Genomic DNA, 13,982 nt, shown 5'->3' with positions numbered 1-13,982 from the left:
TTCTATTTATACTCTAAAATGGTGTCATGTATGGTTTTGAAAAGGGAATACTCGTCTGTAGTGTCACAGCTTAGCTCCCACACCATGACGCCACCTAAGTTTTTGTCCATAGCCAGTTTGGTTTTATTAGCAATGGTGATGGTTCCATTATAATAGTGCCCGTTCCAGTAGTCGTCATAATGGCTAGCTCCAGCTTCTAGCAGTTGCTTGTAGGTAAATCCAAAATTTCCGTGTCCTTTCTTTGCATAAAAAGGTAAGCCCAATATACATTTCTCAGCAGGTAAGTTTCGCTCGTTTAACCAAAAGTCAATACACTTAACCGCCATAGAATATGGCGAATGATGCTTAAGTTCTGCAGGACCGTAGTCGCCATCGTATACCATAATGTTTAGCCAGTCCATATAGGGATATACGGCTTCCTTAATTCCGTAAGCTTGTTTACCCTGAGAAACCACAGCGGCGGTTAGTTTACCACCTCTTTTATGTAACGCGTTATGTAAGTCTTTGCAAAGTAAAATATAATCGTCTGCAGAGCGGTGGTTTGGGTCTGGGTATTCCCAATCTAGATCCACGCCGTCTAGGTTATATTTTATTACAAAATCCATGGTTGCTTTGATGAATTTGGCTCTTCCTTCTGCCGTTTCGGACATTCTATGAAATCTGCTATCTTCTCCGCCGCCGTCTCCTATACCCCAGCCACCAATGGAGATAAATACTTCCACATTGTTTTTATGGGCTAAGGGCACCATTTTTCTTAAAACACTGTCATCTTTTAAGGGTTCTAAGGTATCTCCAGTTTTGGAAGGTATTGCAAACGAATAATTGAGATGCGTGATGTTATCAAAAGGTATATCCTCTGGATTTGTGTTTGGTGTATAATAAGCTATCGTCTTAAATTTTTGCTGTGCAAAACTTAAGTTGCAGAGCAGTAAAAGACCAATTACGCAGCATGTACTTTTTTTAATCATAGTTGAATTTTATTTAACTTTCAATTTATAAAAATAGCTTTCAAAAGCCTGCGTCAAACCTCATGTTCAAGGCTAAATTCTTTTTAAAGTACAACTTTGTGAAAAAAGTCTTTATTTCTATAACGAATATTTAAATATGGCATTTAAATTGTCTATTCATTAGAACCATAAAACTTTTAATTAGTGAGATTAGCCATACTTCTTCTACTTTCATCTTTTCTTATTTCTTGTAATGTAGATTCAAAAGACGACCTTAAAAGTTTAAAACTTTTAGGCGAATGGGAGATTAACGGAATTAGCTTTGTGATTGACGGCAAGTCATTCCAAGCAGAAACCAGAAAACTGTATTTAGCCGAAATCAGCCAATTGGTTTGGAATTTTAAGGAAAACAACCTTTTAGAGGAGGTTCTCAATTCAAGAACCATTTCAGAGAACTACGATTTCAACCCTAGCGAAGGCAAGGTAACTATTACAGGATATAAAATTTATCCAGAGATTTATTTATTGAATATTACCGATGACGCACTGGAGGCTGTTTCTCCAGTTGTTCAAAGCCTTTCTTTTGATTATTCTCACAATAGTTCAGAGGGTAATCTCATTCAGGATGCCGTGTTCTTATTGGAAGGACAGCTACCAGAAAAGGAAATAAGAAACTCCACCTCTCTTAAAAAGATTATATATTTCTCCAGAGTGAGAAAGTGAAATAAGTTCTTCAGAAAGAATGATTTACATTCTTTCTGGAACATCTATTCCTAGAAGTTTCATTCCCTTTTTAAGGGTAGAAGCTACCTGTTGAATAAGTGCTAATCTGAAATCTCTTTTTGCCAAATCAGTCTCATTCATGACAGATAATTCTGAGTAGAAAGAGTTAAACGTCTTGGCTAAATCGTAACAGTAATTTGCCATGATAGATGGTGCAAATTCAGCAGCCGACTTATCAATAGTAGATTTGTAATCTCCCAGTAAATACACTAAGTCGGTTTCAATTCCTGCCATAGAAATAGCGTCTATTTTTTCAGGAACAGAAAGTCCTTCGGTAGCAGCTTTTCTTAGAATAGATTTTATTCTGGCATGGGTATATTGAATAAAAGGTCCTGTATGGCCTTGGAAGTCTATAGATTCCTCAGGGTTGAAAAGCATTCGCTTTTTAGGCTCTACTTTCAGTAAGAAATACTTTAAAGCACCTAAAGCCAGCATTTCAAACAGCTCCTGTTTCTCCGCTTCGGTAAAGCTATCAACTTTTCCTTTTTCTTCTGTAGAGGTTTTGGCGGTAGCTATCATTTCTGCCACTAAATCGTCTGCATCCACTACCGTTCCCTCTCTAGATTTCATTTTGCCAGAGGGTAAATCTACCATGCCGTAGCTCAGGTGATAACAGCCCTCAGCATATTTTCTGCCTAGTTTTTTCAGAATAGCAAAAAGTACCTTGAAGTGGTAGTCTTGCTCGTTTCCTACTACCCAAATGGCCTTTTCAGAATTATAATCTTGAAACTTAAGCTCGGTGGTTCCTAGGTCCTGGGTAATGTAAACCGATGTGCCGTCTCCACGGAGTACCAGTTTTTCGTCCATCCCTTCCTCGGTCAAATCTATCCAAACAGAATTGTCTTCTTTTTTGAAGAAAACGCCTTTTTCTAAGCCTTCATCTACTAGATCTTTTCCCAATACGTAGGTGTCGGATTCGTAATAGGTTTTATCAAAACTCACACCTATTTTTTTGTAGGTGGCATTGAATCCATCATATACCCAGCCGTTCATTTTTTTCCAAAGGTCAATCACTTCCTCATCACCATTTTCCCATTTGATGAGCATGGATTGAGCCTCTTTCATGAGCGGAGAATTTTTTTTGGCTTCGTCTTCTGTTTGGCCTTCTGCTACTATTGTTGTTATTTCTGCTTTATAAGCTTTATTAAAAGCCACATAGTATTTTCCGGCTAGGTGGTCTCCTTTTATGCCAGCACTTTCTGGCGTTTCACCATTGCCAAATAATTGATAGGCAATCATGGATTTACAAATATGGATGCCACGGTCGTTTACCAAACAAACCTTATTAACATCGTAGCCATTGGCTTTTAAGATATCTGAGACGGCAGAGCCTAAAAAGTTATTTCTTAAGTGGCCTAAATGCAAAGGTTTGTTGGTGTTTGGAGAAGAAAACTCTACCAATACACCTGCGTTTTTCTTTTCAAAAGCCGCCTCATTTTTAGTGGCCAACTGAACATTGAAAACATCTGACCAGACAGATTCTGCTAAAACTAAATTCAGAAAACCCTGAACCACATTAAAGCCAGAAATGAGACTAGAATGCTCTTGAAGGTATTCTCCTAAGTTTTTACCAATTTCTACAGGACTTTTCTTGAGTTTTTTAACCAAAGGGAAAACCACAAAAGTATAAGTGCCTTCAAAATCTTTCCTAGTAGGCTGTAAGATCACTTCACTTTCTTCAGCAAAAAGCGACTTTAAAGCGTTAGAAATATCATTTTGAAGCTGTAGTTCAATGTTCATCATACGTGTTTTAGAAAATGAATGGCAAAATTAGAACTTTTAGGGAGAGAATTCTAGGCTGGGTGTTTTAAGACTGATATTTTTGCAGCTTTTTAATTACTAATAGCACAATCATGAAACATCTAATTAACTACATCTACCTCGTTTTATTCATAACATTTTTATTTTCGTGCGGTAAAACTCCAGCAGAAGTAAGTCCTTCCACACATTATTCGGTACAGACATTAACAGGTTTTGTCAATATTAACGGCTTTGAGCCTACAGATATAAGGTCGATGGTTTTTGATTCAAAAGATAATCTGTATTTCACAATAGATGCTTCTGATAGGGTATTCAAAATGTCAACAGATGGTAGTATAACCGTACTCCCAAAGTCTTCAGATGAAATTTTTAAGTATGACAGCCCGAATCGTCTTTTCATAGGTGCTAATGACGAGCTGTGTATTGTTGGGCTTTTTCAGAAAGCGGATGTACTCTATTTTTCTTATAAAGAGGGTGGAGAAATCAAAGCGATTCCAAATCCTTTAAACCAAGAGAGCGATTTCTATTCCAATATTAATTTTCTTACCGGCGATGCCTCAGGCAATAATATATTGGGATATGCTTCTGAGGTTTACAGGCAAGATGGAGAAAACTGGGTTAAGATTGCTGAAGCGGTGGAGCTTGATGGCGTGCAGCTAGAAGGTAATATTTTTGCATCTGGAGGAGGCAGGAGTTACTATAAATTATCAGGCTTTGAAGGGATTTTTAATGATGCGGTTTTGGCCTATTTAGATAAAGACTTTCAGAAACATTATGTTCAGTCGGAGAATTTTAGTTTCGGAGATGAAACCACATCTAACTTTGGAGATGGTCTTATTCCTAATGCATTTGTGGGCAACGTAAGTTTGTTGGCATCAGACCCTCAGGGCAACCTTTACTTCTTAGACCAGTTTAAATTAACAGGAAGAATTAGACTTCGAAGCCTTTCTTTAGATGGCCAGGTGACTACGCTAGCAGGAGGAATATTAGCCGATTGCAATACAGATGGAGTGGGGCCAGATGCTTCTTTTGAATATCCTTCTGCCATGGCTGTGAATAGCAAAGGCGATATTTATATAGGTACGCCAGATGGTTTAAGGCTAGCGACGGTGAGCAGTTCAAATTAAAAATAGGCACTGCTGTGCTTCAAAAGAGACTATACGTCATATAATTTGCCCAAATAGAGGTACTTATATTTTTTTTGTAGTGATAGACACCATACATTTCATAATTTTGGTTAGTAAATTATAATAAATAAAGAATGCTGCAATCAATGACGGGCTTCGGCTCGGCCGCTATAGAGAACGATAAACTTGCTGTATCTGCAGAAGTTAAAACGCTAAATTCAAAGTTCACCGATATTTTTTGTAGAATGCCCAGAGCCTATTCCGATAAGGAAGTGGAATTGAGGAATTTGCTTACTACTGAGCTTCAAAGAGGTAAAATTGAGCTTTCTCTTAATGTGGTGCCTAAAGACGAAAGCGTGGCAGGTACTACCGTAAACAGAGTACTGGTAAAGGCTTATTTTAAAGATTTAATGAGCACTGCCAATGAACTTGGCTTTGAGGCCACCCCAACGGAAGTGTTAAGAATGGCCACGATGATGCCTAATGCTTATAATGCCAATGGCGTAAAGGAAGAGGCTGCAGAAGAGGAGTGGAGTATGATTTTGGAAACCGTTAAGGCTGCCATCATTAAATGCCAAGAGTTTAGAGCCCAAGAAGGAAATGTAACAGCGGAGAAGTTTAAGGAGTATATTGCTAATATTAGCAGCTGTCTAGATCAGGTAGCGGAGCAAGACCCTACTAGAATTCCTGTCATAAGAGAACGGATTGAAAAAGCTATTTCTGAATTGGTGCAAAATGAGAATTTCAACCAAGATAGGTTTGAACAAGAGCTGGTATATTATGTAGAGAAATACGACATTTCTGAAGAGAAGGTAAGACTAGGTAACCACTTGACTTATTTTGTTGCAGAATTAGAAAAGGGCACCAACGGTAAGCGTCTTAACTTTATTTCTCAAGAAATAGGAAGAGAAATTAACACGATTGGTTCTAAGGCAAACGATGCTGTCATTCAAAGATTAGTAGTTCAAATGAAAGATGAACTGGAGAAGATTAAAGAGCAGACTTTGAATATTGTTTAATAGTAAAAGATATTTAGTTTTAAAAAGAGCCATCAATTCTTAAAAGCTCTGGTGTAATGGAATTTGAACAAATACTTCAATTTTTGCCACCCCTTATGTTGGGGATAGCCCTCAGTGCCGCTTCTGGATTCAGGGTATTCATGCCTCTTTTAGTTGGTAATTTAGCCGGTAAATTTGGGGTATATGAGTTGGCCGATAATATGTCTTGGATGGCTGATACACCCACTACCATAGTTTTGGCTATAGCTGCCGTTTTTGAGCTAGCAGCATATTATATACCGGTGGTAGATAATCTTTTAGATAGTTTAGCCATGCCTGCCGCTGTGGTGGCGGGTACGGTTTTAACTTCTTCTTTTTTAAGAGTAGAAGACCCAATGCTACAGTGGGGTTTAAGCTTAGTAGCTGGTGGTGGTGTGGCAGGAACCATTCAGGCGGGCACTTCATTATTAAGGTTGGGCAGTACCAAGTTTACGGGCGGTTTAGGAAATAACATTTTAGCAAGTGTAGAAAACGGCCTGTCCGTTATTTTGTCAATTTTGGCTCTGGCACTTCCCCTTTTTATAGGAGCCATAGTGCTCTATTTTGTGATCTGGATTTGGCGAAAGCTCATTAATCAAAGACGCAAGAAGGTCACTAGATAGGTTATTTGTACGATTTCTTGTTACTTATTCAAAATTTGAGGTCTTAAAGTAAACAAACCTTAAATTTTTAACATGAAGAAAATAACAATTCTACTCGCTTTTATCGTATTCATAAATTTAGAAGATCTACAAGCTCAATCTTTTGATTTAGGTGTTTTAGATAATGCCATGAGCATGATAAATAGTGGAGATAATAAGAAGGTAGCTGGTATTTTAAGCGATGCCACTTTAAGTCTTAAAGACGAAGCTAAAAAATCAAATGGAGACTTTGCTACTAAGCTTTTAGGCCAAGCTACAGCTTTAGGAGGATTAATCCCGTCTATTAGAAATGGAAATGCGGATATGAATCTAATTCAAAAAGTGATAAGTACAATAAAAACCTTAGTGGCTGCACAGCGACTTAAGAATCTTCTGGGAGGGAGCCTTCTGGGTAAGGGTTCTCAAGTAGGCAGTAATGTCAATATTTTACAGACTGGTTTGGGTGCATTAGGCTCAGGAGCATCGGTGAGCAAGCTATCTAAAATGCTGGATGTAGTCCGTAGTAAAAGTGATAATTTAGATAAAACAGGCATGGCTGCTAATATGGCTCAAAAGGTTATTGGAAAGAAATTGGGGTCTTCCTTAAATCTATTAAATGGATTATTATAACGTTTATAAATAGTCTTTTTAAAGCCTTCATGCGAAAGTATGGAGGTTTTTTGTGGGCTAGAAGCCATACCTTTAACTGTCTATTCTATTATCCTTCACCACTAAGAAGAAATCATTGTCCAATTCCAGATATCCGTAATCGTATACAAAGTAATAGGTACTGCCTTTTTTGGTGGTTCTTAACGAGGTAATTAGGTTAAAATCAAAGCCTTTATCCATAAGTGAGTTTCTAGTGGTCTTGGCTTTATCTTCAGGGCATATTTTCTCTAAAATTCTTCGGTTTTTCCTAAGGGCATTATTGGTGTTTCTTACCAGGTTTACCTTGTCAGAGTTTTGTTGGTTGTTATAAGAATTTCTACATAAGTCAGAGCAAAATTTCTTGTCTATTCTGCCAGAGAAAGGTGTTTCACAAACTAAGCATTTTTGATTCATGTTTTTAAAACGTTTGGTAAATTTCCATGTTTACAAGTCTCATTCTTCCCTTTTCACGTTCCTTAATCCGGTAGACTACGGGATTCATTGTTAGAGGGCGTTCACAAAGGCTCCAGGCACTACCTTAAATCCTTCAAAGTGTAAACTTCAAGTTGCTTTAATTCTATTATGAATTTCTTGGCTTTCTTATACACATTAGCCTGAAATTTCTCTGTAACAACCGAATCTACATAAGGTGACATTGCACTTAACTGTACATCGACAACATCATTAGACGTTATTTTTTTCTTGGTCAAATGAACTCTGTTAAATTGTGAATACTCCATCATACGTGCAGCTGGAAATCTTATGAAGTCAGAGCCGATATTTATACTGATACCTCGCAACTCTAAATCCCTCCTAATTGTTGCTTCTTCCTGTATTCGATAAAACTTTTCATTAATCATATCCAATGGATAACCCTTTTTTGTAAGCATTTCTATAGTATCATCTCTTTGCTTATTCCATGTATCGGCGAATCCTTTAAGTTGGTTTAATTCTTTTTGTATGTTCTTTCGAATTCCATCATTCTCAAACATTCCATTAAGAAATCCTCTGAAATTGTAGCTTATCTCCTTTCCTTCTGAGCTAAATGCATTAGCAATACTATTATCAATCTTAAAATCCAAACCAGTTTTATAACATTCAGCTTCTTTCTTCAGTATTAAGCTATACGGAAAAAACATTAGAGCTGGCAGCTGGCAAAAGAACTCAATAAACCTCTCAAAGATATCCTGATATGGCCTTAGCTCTAATACATTATATATCGAAAAACAGAATGCATACTTCTCTTCAGATAAAACGAACTTCTTGAAGAGACGCTTCTTATACTCCTCATTATCCATACAGACTTCTCTAAGCACATTAGTATCTAAAGCAATTAACTTATAATTATTCTTGCCAATTAGCATATGCTCTCCAAACATAGTTGTCAATGTCCGTACTCTAAAATGTGGATTTACGCACTCGTCGTTATAAATTGTTGTATTTCAGTTAAATATAATAAACTAATCCGACAACAAACGCTTACAAATGTTTTTATCCGAATACAAGTGTTTAAATACCGACTAACGCTTGACAGCCAGTTCACCTTTGTATCGTCGATTTGAAACAAAGACTTATCGGCATCATAATCAAACATTCATTTAAATATAACAGTATCAATTATGAACACAGTAAAATTAATTGGAAACGCAGGTGGAAAAGTAGAAATCTTAAAATTTGATAAGTCAAAGAAGGCCAGTTTTAGCTTGGCTACCAACGAAAGATTCATGCAGAATAACGAGGAGAAGACCATAACAAGCTGGCACAATATCATAGCCTGGGGCAAAACGGCGGAACAATGTGAGGCCTTGATCGCCAAAGGGAAGTTTGTAAAAGTAGAGGGTAAGTTGGTCTACAGAAACTACATGAACAAAGACCATCAAAAAGTTTATGTAACGGAGATTCAAGCCTATAAAGTGGAAGAGGTTGTTTCTGAGAAAAGCCAAGCATAAGCGACACCATCCCACTCAGGCTAGGATTTGGACCAATTCAAACATATAGATGGAGCGGTTCGCCGTCCCGTGTTACAAGAATGTTGGGCTTAGAAGAGCTAGGTAACCGAAAGCCCTTCCGATAGCTATCAGAAATGAATGGTCACCATGAACAGCACAATACGAGTCTCGTAAGAAGGCCGCAATGGAATTGTGATGTGAGAGCATCATGTTCCATTGATGGGTTGGGTATGCTGTCTTCAAGTCGCAGGTAGGTGGTCTTTTATCGCTAGTCAACTTTGTTTAATAAGGAAAGTCTTAATTGAATTTATTGTTGTCCCACCCGCTCCCTTAAATCGGTAAATTTCACAAAAAGTATATGCTGAATTGTCGGCCGTTATAATTTGTCCGCTTACGGAGGCGTCAGGTCCATGGGTAATGATGGTGTCAATGTTAAGTTCTTTAGTTTGCCAAAGCTTGTGTTCAACAATAGCTTTATAATAGTTTTCTTTTCCTGTCACTTGGTAAAGCCCAACAATTTCCCAAGTTATGCTGTCCTGAATATTTTGTGTGATAAAATCACTGTCGCCATTTGCTAGAGCAATATTCAGGGCTTTTAAAAACAGTTTTCTCGGAGCATTTCCACAGTCGGGTGCTACGTTAATTTTTGCCATTTGTCAAAATAAATTCAATTGTCATTTTACTTGTTGGGTCGTCTGTTATGCTAACCAACACCGTTACCTGCTAGGCTTTTACTTATGCTGGGTTAATTGTGGAATAAAATTCGTCCCATTGTAATATTTCGTATCCTTTACCTTCATTAAAAATATTTTTTGCCATTGATTGCCCAAGAACACTCACCGAAATTCCACGGTATTTTCGCAAACTTCCGATAAAAAAGGGTTTTAAAAGTGGCCAAACTTTCAAGGTAATGGCTTGAGCAATACCGTACCTATTGGTTGGAGTTAGAATCATGGAAGGCTGAAAAATACTTAACCTGTCAAAATTTAGTGCTTTTAGCTCATCTACCAGTTCGCCTTTTGTTCTTAAATAAAAGGATTTTGATTTTGGATTTATGCCAACAGAAGCTAATAGTTCAAAATGCTGAATGCCCGCTTTTTTACATTCTTCGGCAAAATTTAATACGGCTGTTTTATCAATTTTTATAAATTCTTCTTTACTCATTTTTGAAGGTTCGCCAACACCTAAAGTACATATAGCTGCAGTATGACCAGGTAAATAATGCTGGTAAGAACTGGTATCAGTTACGCTAATTTTGTGCTGTTGAACAAAATCAATATTTATATTTGGAATGGGGTTTCTACCAAGTAATGTCAACTGACGAATGTTCTTTACTTGAAGTAAGGCTTGTAAGCTTGCTGTGCCAACCGCACCACTTGCTCCCAGCATTACTATCGATATTTGATTGGATTTTGAAGTCATAGCTTTTTTATTTGTTTGATATTATTTTTGTTGTCAAATCTTTGTCTGTTGTTCTTTCAGCCATGTAGGTAGCGATTGGGCTTTTTAGGTAGTGTGATTTAATAGCTGAGCCGCTCGTCTTTGATTCCTTTAGGTTTTTAAATAAATGTGCCACACTTAGGCAAGCTCATTACGGGTTTCAAAGATTTGTCGATGTTTCAAATGCTGATAAACTTTCAAATTTCACATCCGCCAGTATTACTTCAAGCCTCGTATTATAAATCTGTTTTAGTATCGTTGAACTTGAAACCTTTCTCGTCGAAATTGCTGCCCTTATTGTGGTTTTATAAATATTTTCTTGCTGCATTTAAATCTAGAATAGCTCTTTTGTAGCGATTTTAATGTCATTAGTTAATTTTACTCTCCAGATTTATATAAATTAAAATCATTGTTCACAACAAAAGTTTTGTTCAATTTATCATGCCACCCTTGTCTGTTTTTATCAAATAAAATCCAAAGAAATCCAAAGAATACAACCAAGTACGATAAAATCTTACTTGCATTTCTCTTTATTGATTTCCCTAATGTCATTCGATTTCCGCTTTCATCTATAACTTTTATCCCGACTGCGTATTTTCCAAAAGTTCCCTGCAACTTTGAAGACTCCATTGCAACACAATAAATAACCCAAATGAAAAATGATATATCCCTAATCCAATTCCGTTCTCTTAAAAACTTTATTCTTGGTTCAACATTGGCTCCTCGGTTTAAATATTCACTTAATGTTTTATCGAAATCAAAAAACATGTAAAAGACTCCAAAAACTATAAGAACAATAGGAATTATATCAATTAAATATGCAGATAATCTTTTTCCTTTTTCTGCTAAAATTTGCTGTATCCCCATTTTTAATTATTTTTTTCAACTGATTTATAAAATGTGGTTCTACTCATGATGTTTTGTAAGGTGCTGTATTTCAGTTGTATATAAAGAATCAAAATTCGACAACAAACGCTTACAAATGCTTTTATTCGAATACAAGTGTTTAAATACCGACTAACGCTTGACAGCCATCGCACCTTTGTATCGTCGATTTGAAACAAAGACTTATCGGCATCATAATCAAACATTCATTTAAATATAACAGTATCAATTATGAACACAGTAAAGTTAATTGGAAACGCAGGTGGAAATGTAGAAATCTTAAAATTTGATAAGTCAAAGAAGGCAAGTTTTAGCTTGGCTACCAACGAAAGGTTCATGCAAAATAACGAGGAGAAGACCATAACCAGCTGGCACAACATTATAGCCTGGGGCAAAACGGCGGAACAATGTGAGGCCTTGATCGCCAAAGGAAAATTTGTAAAAGTAGAGGGTAAGTTGGTCTACAGAAACTACATGAACAAAGACAATCAAAAAGTTTATGTGACCGAGATTCAAGCCTACAAAGTGGAAGAGGTTATTTCTGAGAAAAGGCAAGCATAAGCAGGATGAAAATTAGTAAAGAATATTGGGCTTCGAAGGTGGTGAATGCTGCTTTCGAAGTTCATAAAAATATGGGTCCTGGTTTGTTGGAGTCGGTCTATGAAACCTGTATGTTGAAAGAGTTTGAGCTTCAGAATATTCCCGTTTATGCTCAAGTACCAGTGCCAATCATATATAAAGGACAAACATTGGATAAGGAATATAGAATTGATTTGTTGGTAGGAGGGGAGATCCTGGTAGAATTAAAAGCCATTGAATATGTGATGCCAGTTCATCATGCTCAATTACTGTCTTATTTAAAACTGTTGGACAAGCAGATCGGTTTCTTAATAAATTTTAATGTGCCTTTAATTAAAAATGGAATAAAGCGGTTTGTGAATAATTATGAGGGCGTTTAGTTTCATAGCGGTGCAGACTTTTCACCGTGAGGATTTTTAAGGACCAGTGAAAGCATACGCCAAGGCATGAAGGAAGAAAACATATAGCGTCCTGGCGTCTTAGCGGTTGTGTCTTTTTCTCCACGAAAATGTACAAGTAGAAAACAAACTTAGCGTCCTAGCGTTGAGCTTTCTTTACCATGAAAATATCCAGACTTATAACAAACTTAGCGTCCTAGCGACTTAGCGGTTGTCTTTTTCTCCACGAAAATGTACAAGTAGAAAACAAACTTAGCGTCCTAGCGACTTAGCGGTTAGCTTTCTTTACCATGAAAATATCCAGACTCAGAACAAACTTAGCGTCCTAGCGACTCAGCGGTTGTCTTTTTCTCCATGAAACTTTCCAGTTAGAAAGTAAACTTAGCAGTTGTCATTTTTACCATAAAGAACCTATTCCACCAAAGCCCCACTTAACCTAAGCAATTCCAGTTCTGATACACGTTCGTTATATTGAGCATTGACAAGTCTGTTTAACGAATCATCAAACCTTCTTTGGGCATCATTTAATTCTAAAATAGTGCTACTTCCAAGTTTAAATTTCTCTAATGAAATGGTCAAATTTTCTTGAGCCACATCTTTATTCTCATTTTCAAGTGTCAATAATTCACGGTCAGTCTGAAATTGATAATAAGCAGCAGAAATGTCAGATTCCAACTGGTTTAATAAACCCTCCTTTTGTTTAGAGATGATGTCTGTGTTTATTTTAGAAAGCTGAATGTTTCTTTGAGTCACTTGACCATTAAATATCGTCCAAGAGGCCGATATTCCTGTGTTTAAACCTAAACTTTGGTTAAGAGCTAAAAAGCCCGCATTGTTTTTACTTAGGGCGTATCCAAAAGAGGAGTTAAGGGCTATTCGTGGCTTTCTGAAAGACTCCATCTCCCTTTGGTCTAGCATACTTATTTCCATGGCTTTATTCAGCACTATAAGATCTTGATTTGAGGTTTTTGCGGTTTGAAGAATCTCTGCCAAGGTATATTGCGTGTTCATCACATCCACTTCCGCTATATCGAATACCCTATCGGCTTCAGCCCCTAAGATATTATTGAGCCTAATTTTGGCATTTTTAAGTTCGTTTTTAGCATTAACCAAGCTTGACTGCTGGGTGTTGAGGTCGGCTTTTGACTGTAAAAAATCCAGTTTGGAACCTCGGCCTATCTGCCACCTTTCTTCGGTTATTTTTAGTCTTTCATTATAGTAACCAATAATAGTGGTTAAGTATTCTACAGATTTCTTCTGACGCAGTATTTCATAATAAGTCTGCATCACATTGGCTACGGCATTTTGCACCACCAGCTTTTTTTCTAAAATACTTTGCTGGCCTTGATACTGAAGTTTGTCATAAAGCACTTGCATTCTTCTGCCATCATAAAGGGTCCAATTAAGAGCTAGGTTGGTAGAAGGGGCGAAGGATTGACCAAATCTGTTGATTTTTCTATCATCCAGAAAAACTTGGTTCACTTGACTAAAGTTGGTGGTGATGCCTGTGTTCCAATTTATAATGGGTGTCATACCCGCATTCCCTTTGTAAATCTGGTTTTCGGCTGCGTCTACTTGCTTTTGGGCTATTTGAATATTAAAATTCCCTGTTAACGCCTCCGAGATAGCATTTTCTAAAGTGATAACATTCTGAGAAAATACGGAATGAGAGCAGACAAAGAATACGATAAATACCTTTGAAACGAAATTGAACTTCTGAAAAATCTTATTTTTTGTATACATGCGGCTTTCTTAAAGCTTTGCTGTTAGATATATTTTTTGAAAAA

16 protein-coding genes are annotated in these 13,982 nt (G+C 36.9%); 8 read left to right on the top strand and 8 right to left on the bottom strand.

Features of this window, described 5'->3' with window-relative positions; translation table 11 throughout:
* Window positions 1–2: 2 nt before the first annotated feature.
* A complete protein-coding gene (locus tag ACTBZY_RS21935; protein ID WP_463048531.1) occupies window positions 3–968 on the bottom strand; it encodes a glycosyl hydrolase family 18 protein in 966 nt (321 codons plus the stop codon).
* A gap of 183 nt (window positions 969–1,151) precedes the next feature.
* Between ACTBZY_RS21935 and ACTBZY_RS21930 the strand changes: the two genes are divergently transcribed.
* A complete protein-coding gene (locus ACTBZY_RS21930; protein ID WP_463048530.1) occupies window positions 1,152–1,670 on the top strand; it encodes a hypothetical protein in 519 nt (172 codons plus the stop codon).
* A 24-nt stretch (window positions 1,671–1,694) separates the two neighbouring features.
* Here ACTBZY_RS21930 and argS read toward each other — a convergent pair whose 3' ends face one another.
* Window positions 1,695–3,470 (bottom strand): arginine--tRNA ligase, encoded by a 1,776-nt coding sequence (gene argS / locus ACTBZY_RS21925; RefSeq protein ID WP_463048599.1) that lies wholly within the window; start codon window positions 3,468–3,470, stop codon window positions 1,695–1,697.
* Between the two features lie 113 nt (window positions 3,471–3,583).
* Between argS and ACTBZY_RS21920 the strand changes: the two genes are divergently transcribed.
* The 4 genes from ACTBZY_RS21920 (at window position 3,584) to ACTBZY_RS21905 (ending at window position 6,926) form a co-directional block, all read left to right on the top strand.
* The gene (locus tag ACTBZY_RS21920) at window positions 3,584–4,618 is read left to right on the top strand and encodes a hypothetical protein (protein ID WP_463048529.1); all 1,035 of its coding nucleotides are present in this window, start codon (window positions 3,584–3,586) and stop codon (window positions 4,616–4,618) included.
* A 134-nt stretch (window positions 4,619–4,752) separates the two neighbouring features.
* Window positions 4,753–5,637: a YicC/YloC family endoribonuclease gene (locus tag ACTBZY_RS21915; protein ID WP_463048528.1), complete on the top strand. Its 885-nt coding sequence runs from the start codon at window positions 4,753–4,755 to the stop codon at window positions 5,635–5,637.
* Between the two features lie 56 nt (window positions 5,638–5,693).
* Entirely contained in the window at window positions 5,694–6,278 is a 585-nt protein-coding gene (locus tag ACTBZY_RS21910; protein WP_463048527.1) for a DUF4126 domain-containing protein, read from the top strand.
* A 72-nt stretch (window positions 6,279–6,350) separates the two neighbouring features.
* The gene (locus ACTBZY_RS21905) at window positions 6,351–6,926 is read left to right on the top strand and encodes a hypothetical protein (protein ID WP_463048526.1); all 576 of its coding nucleotides are present in this window, start codon (window positions 6,351–6,353) and stop codon (window positions 6,924–6,926) included.
* A 72-nt stretch (window positions 6,927–6,998) separates the two neighbouring features.
* Here ACTBZY_RS21905 and ACTBZY_RS21900 read toward each other — a convergent pair whose 3' ends face one another.
* Window positions 6,999–7,358: a hypothetical protein gene (locus tag ACTBZY_RS21900; RefSeq protein ID WP_463048525.1), complete on the bottom strand. Its 360-nt coding sequence runs from the start codon at window positions 7,356–7,358 to the stop codon at window positions 6,999–7,001.
* Window positions 7,359–7,477: 119 nt separating this feature from the next.
* Window positions 7,478–8,323 (bottom strand): hypothetical protein, encoded by an 846-nt coding sequence (locus ACTBZY_RS21895; RefSeq protein ID WP_463048524.1) that lies wholly within the window; start codon window positions 8,321–8,323, stop codon window positions 7,478–7,480.
* A 240-nt stretch (window positions 8,324–8,563) separates the two neighbouring features.
* Here ACTBZY_RS21895 and ACTBZY_RS21890 point away from each other — a divergent pair, with 240 nt between their 5' ends.
* Window positions 8,564–8,893: a single-stranded DNA-binding protein gene (locus ACTBZY_RS21890; protein WP_463048523.1), complete on the top strand. Its 330-nt coding sequence runs from the start codon at window positions 8,564–8,566 to the stop codon at window positions 8,891–8,893.
* Window positions 8,894–9,165: 272 nt separating this feature from the next.
* Here ACTBZY_RS21890 and ACTBZY_RS21885 read toward each other — a convergent pair whose 3' ends face one another.
* The 3 genes from ACTBZY_RS21885 to ACTBZY_RS21875 all read right to left on the bottom strand — a co-directional run bounded on the left by ACTBZY_RS21885 (window position 9,166) and on the right by ACTBZY_RS21875 (window position 11,200).
* Window positions 9,166–9,546, bottom strand: coding sequence for a nuclear transport factor 2 family protein (locus ACTBZY_RS21885; protein WP_463048522.1), 381 nt, complete (start codon window positions 9,544–9,546; stop codon window positions 9,166–9,168).
* Window positions 9,547–9,628: 82 nt separating this feature from the next.
* A complete protein-coding gene (locus tag ACTBZY_RS21880) occupies window positions 9,629–10,315 on the bottom strand; it encodes an NAD(P)H-binding protein (RefSeq protein WP_463048521.1) in 687 nt (228 codons plus the stop codon).
* 396 nt (window positions 10,316–10,711) lie between these two features.
* The gene (locus ACTBZY_RS21875) at window positions 10,712–11,200 is read right to left on the bottom strand and encodes an RDD family protein (RefSeq protein WP_463048520.1); all 489 of its coding nucleotides are present in this window, start codon (window positions 11,198–11,200) and stop codon (window positions 10,712–10,714) included.
* A 249-nt stretch (window positions 11,201–11,449) separates the two neighbouring features.
* Between ACTBZY_RS21875 and ACTBZY_RS21870 the strand changes: the two genes are divergently transcribed.
* A complete protein-coding gene (locus ACTBZY_RS21870; protein ID WP_463048519.1) occupies window positions 11,450–11,779 on the top strand; it encodes a single-stranded DNA-binding protein in 330 nt (109 codons plus the stop codon).
* Window positions 11,780–11,784: 5 nt separating this feature from the next.
* Window positions 11,785–12,177, top strand: coding sequence for a GxxExxY protein (locus tag ACTBZY_RS21865; protein WP_463048518.1), 393 nt, complete (start codon window positions 11,785–11,787; stop codon window positions 12,175–12,177).
* 429 nt (window positions 12,178–12,606) lie between these two features.
* On the opposite strand, the gene ACTBZY_RS21860 is transcribed toward ACTBZY_RS21865, so the two are convergent.
* Entirely contained in the window at window positions 12,607–13,938 is a 1,332-nt protein-coding gene (locus ACTBZY_RS21860) for a TolC family protein (RefSeq protein WP_463048517.1), read from the bottom strand.
* Between the last annotated feature and the right edge of the window lie 44 nt (window positions 13,939–13,982).

It is taken from the genome of Arcticibacterium sp., assembly GCF_055134445.1.
Note: the sequence above shows the minus strand (reverse complement) of the source record. Positions and strands in the feature narration are given on the sequence as shown.

Coding starts and splice junctions, on each gene's coding strand:
- ACTBZY_RS21885 (WP_463048522.1), bottom strand. CDS start 9,546: ATGGCAAAAATTAACGTAGCACCCGACTGTGGAAATGCTCCGAGAAAA.
- ACTBZY_RS21880 (WP_463048521.1), bottom strand. CDS start 10,315: ATGACTTCAAAATCCAATCAAATATCGATAGTAATGCTGGGAGCAAGT.
- ACTBZY_RS21920 (WP_463048529.1), top strand. CDS start 3,584: ATGAAACATCTAATTAACTACATCTACCTCGTTTTATTCATAACATTT.
- argS (WP_463048599.1), bottom strand. CDS start 3,470: ATGAACATTGAACTACAGCTTCAAAATGATATTTCTAACGCTTTAAAG.
- ACTBZY_RS21890 (WP_463048523.1), top strand. CDS start 8,564: ATGAACACAGTAAAATTAATTGGAAACGCAGGTGGAAAAGTAGAAATC.
- ACTBZY_RS21860 (WP_463048517.1), bottom strand. CDS start 13,938: ATGTATACAAAAAATAAGATTTTTCAGAAGTTCAATTTCGTTTCAAAG.
- ACTBZY_RS21895 (WP_463048524.1), bottom strand. CDS start 8,323: ATGTTTGGAGAGCATATGCTAATTGGCAAGAATAATTATAAGTTAATT.
- ACTBZY_RS21915 (WP_463048528.1), top strand. CDS start 4,753: ATGCTGCAATCAATGACGGGCTTCGGCTCGGCCGCTATAGAGAACGAT.
- ACTBZY_RS21900 (WP_463048525.1), bottom strand. CDS start 7,358: ATGAATCAAAAATGCTTAGTTTGTGAAACACCTTTCTCTGGCAGAATA.
- ACTBZY_RS21875 (WP_463048520.1), bottom strand. CDS start 11,200: ATGGGGATACAGCAAATTTTAGCAGAAAAAGGAAAAAGATTATCTGCA.
- ACTBZY_RS21905 (WP_463048526.1), top strand. CDS start 6,351: ATGAAGAAAATAACAATTCTACTCGCTTTTATCGTATTCATAAATTTA.
- ACTBZY_RS21870 (WP_463048519.1), top strand. CDS start 11,450: ATGAACACAGTAAAGTTAATTGGAAACGCAGGTGGAAATGTAGAAATC.
- ACTBZY_RS21865 (WP_463048518.1), top strand. CDS start 11,785: ATGAAAATTAGTAAAGAATATTGGGCTTCGAAGGTGGTGAATGCTGCT.
- ACTBZY_RS21910 (WP_463048527.1), top strand. CDS start 5,694: ATGGAATTTGAACAAATACTTCAATTTTTGCCACCCCTTATGTTGGGG.
- ACTBZY_RS21935 (WP_463048531.1), bottom strand. CDS start 968: ATGATTAAAAAAAGTACATGCTGCGTAATTGGTCTTTTACTGCTCTGC.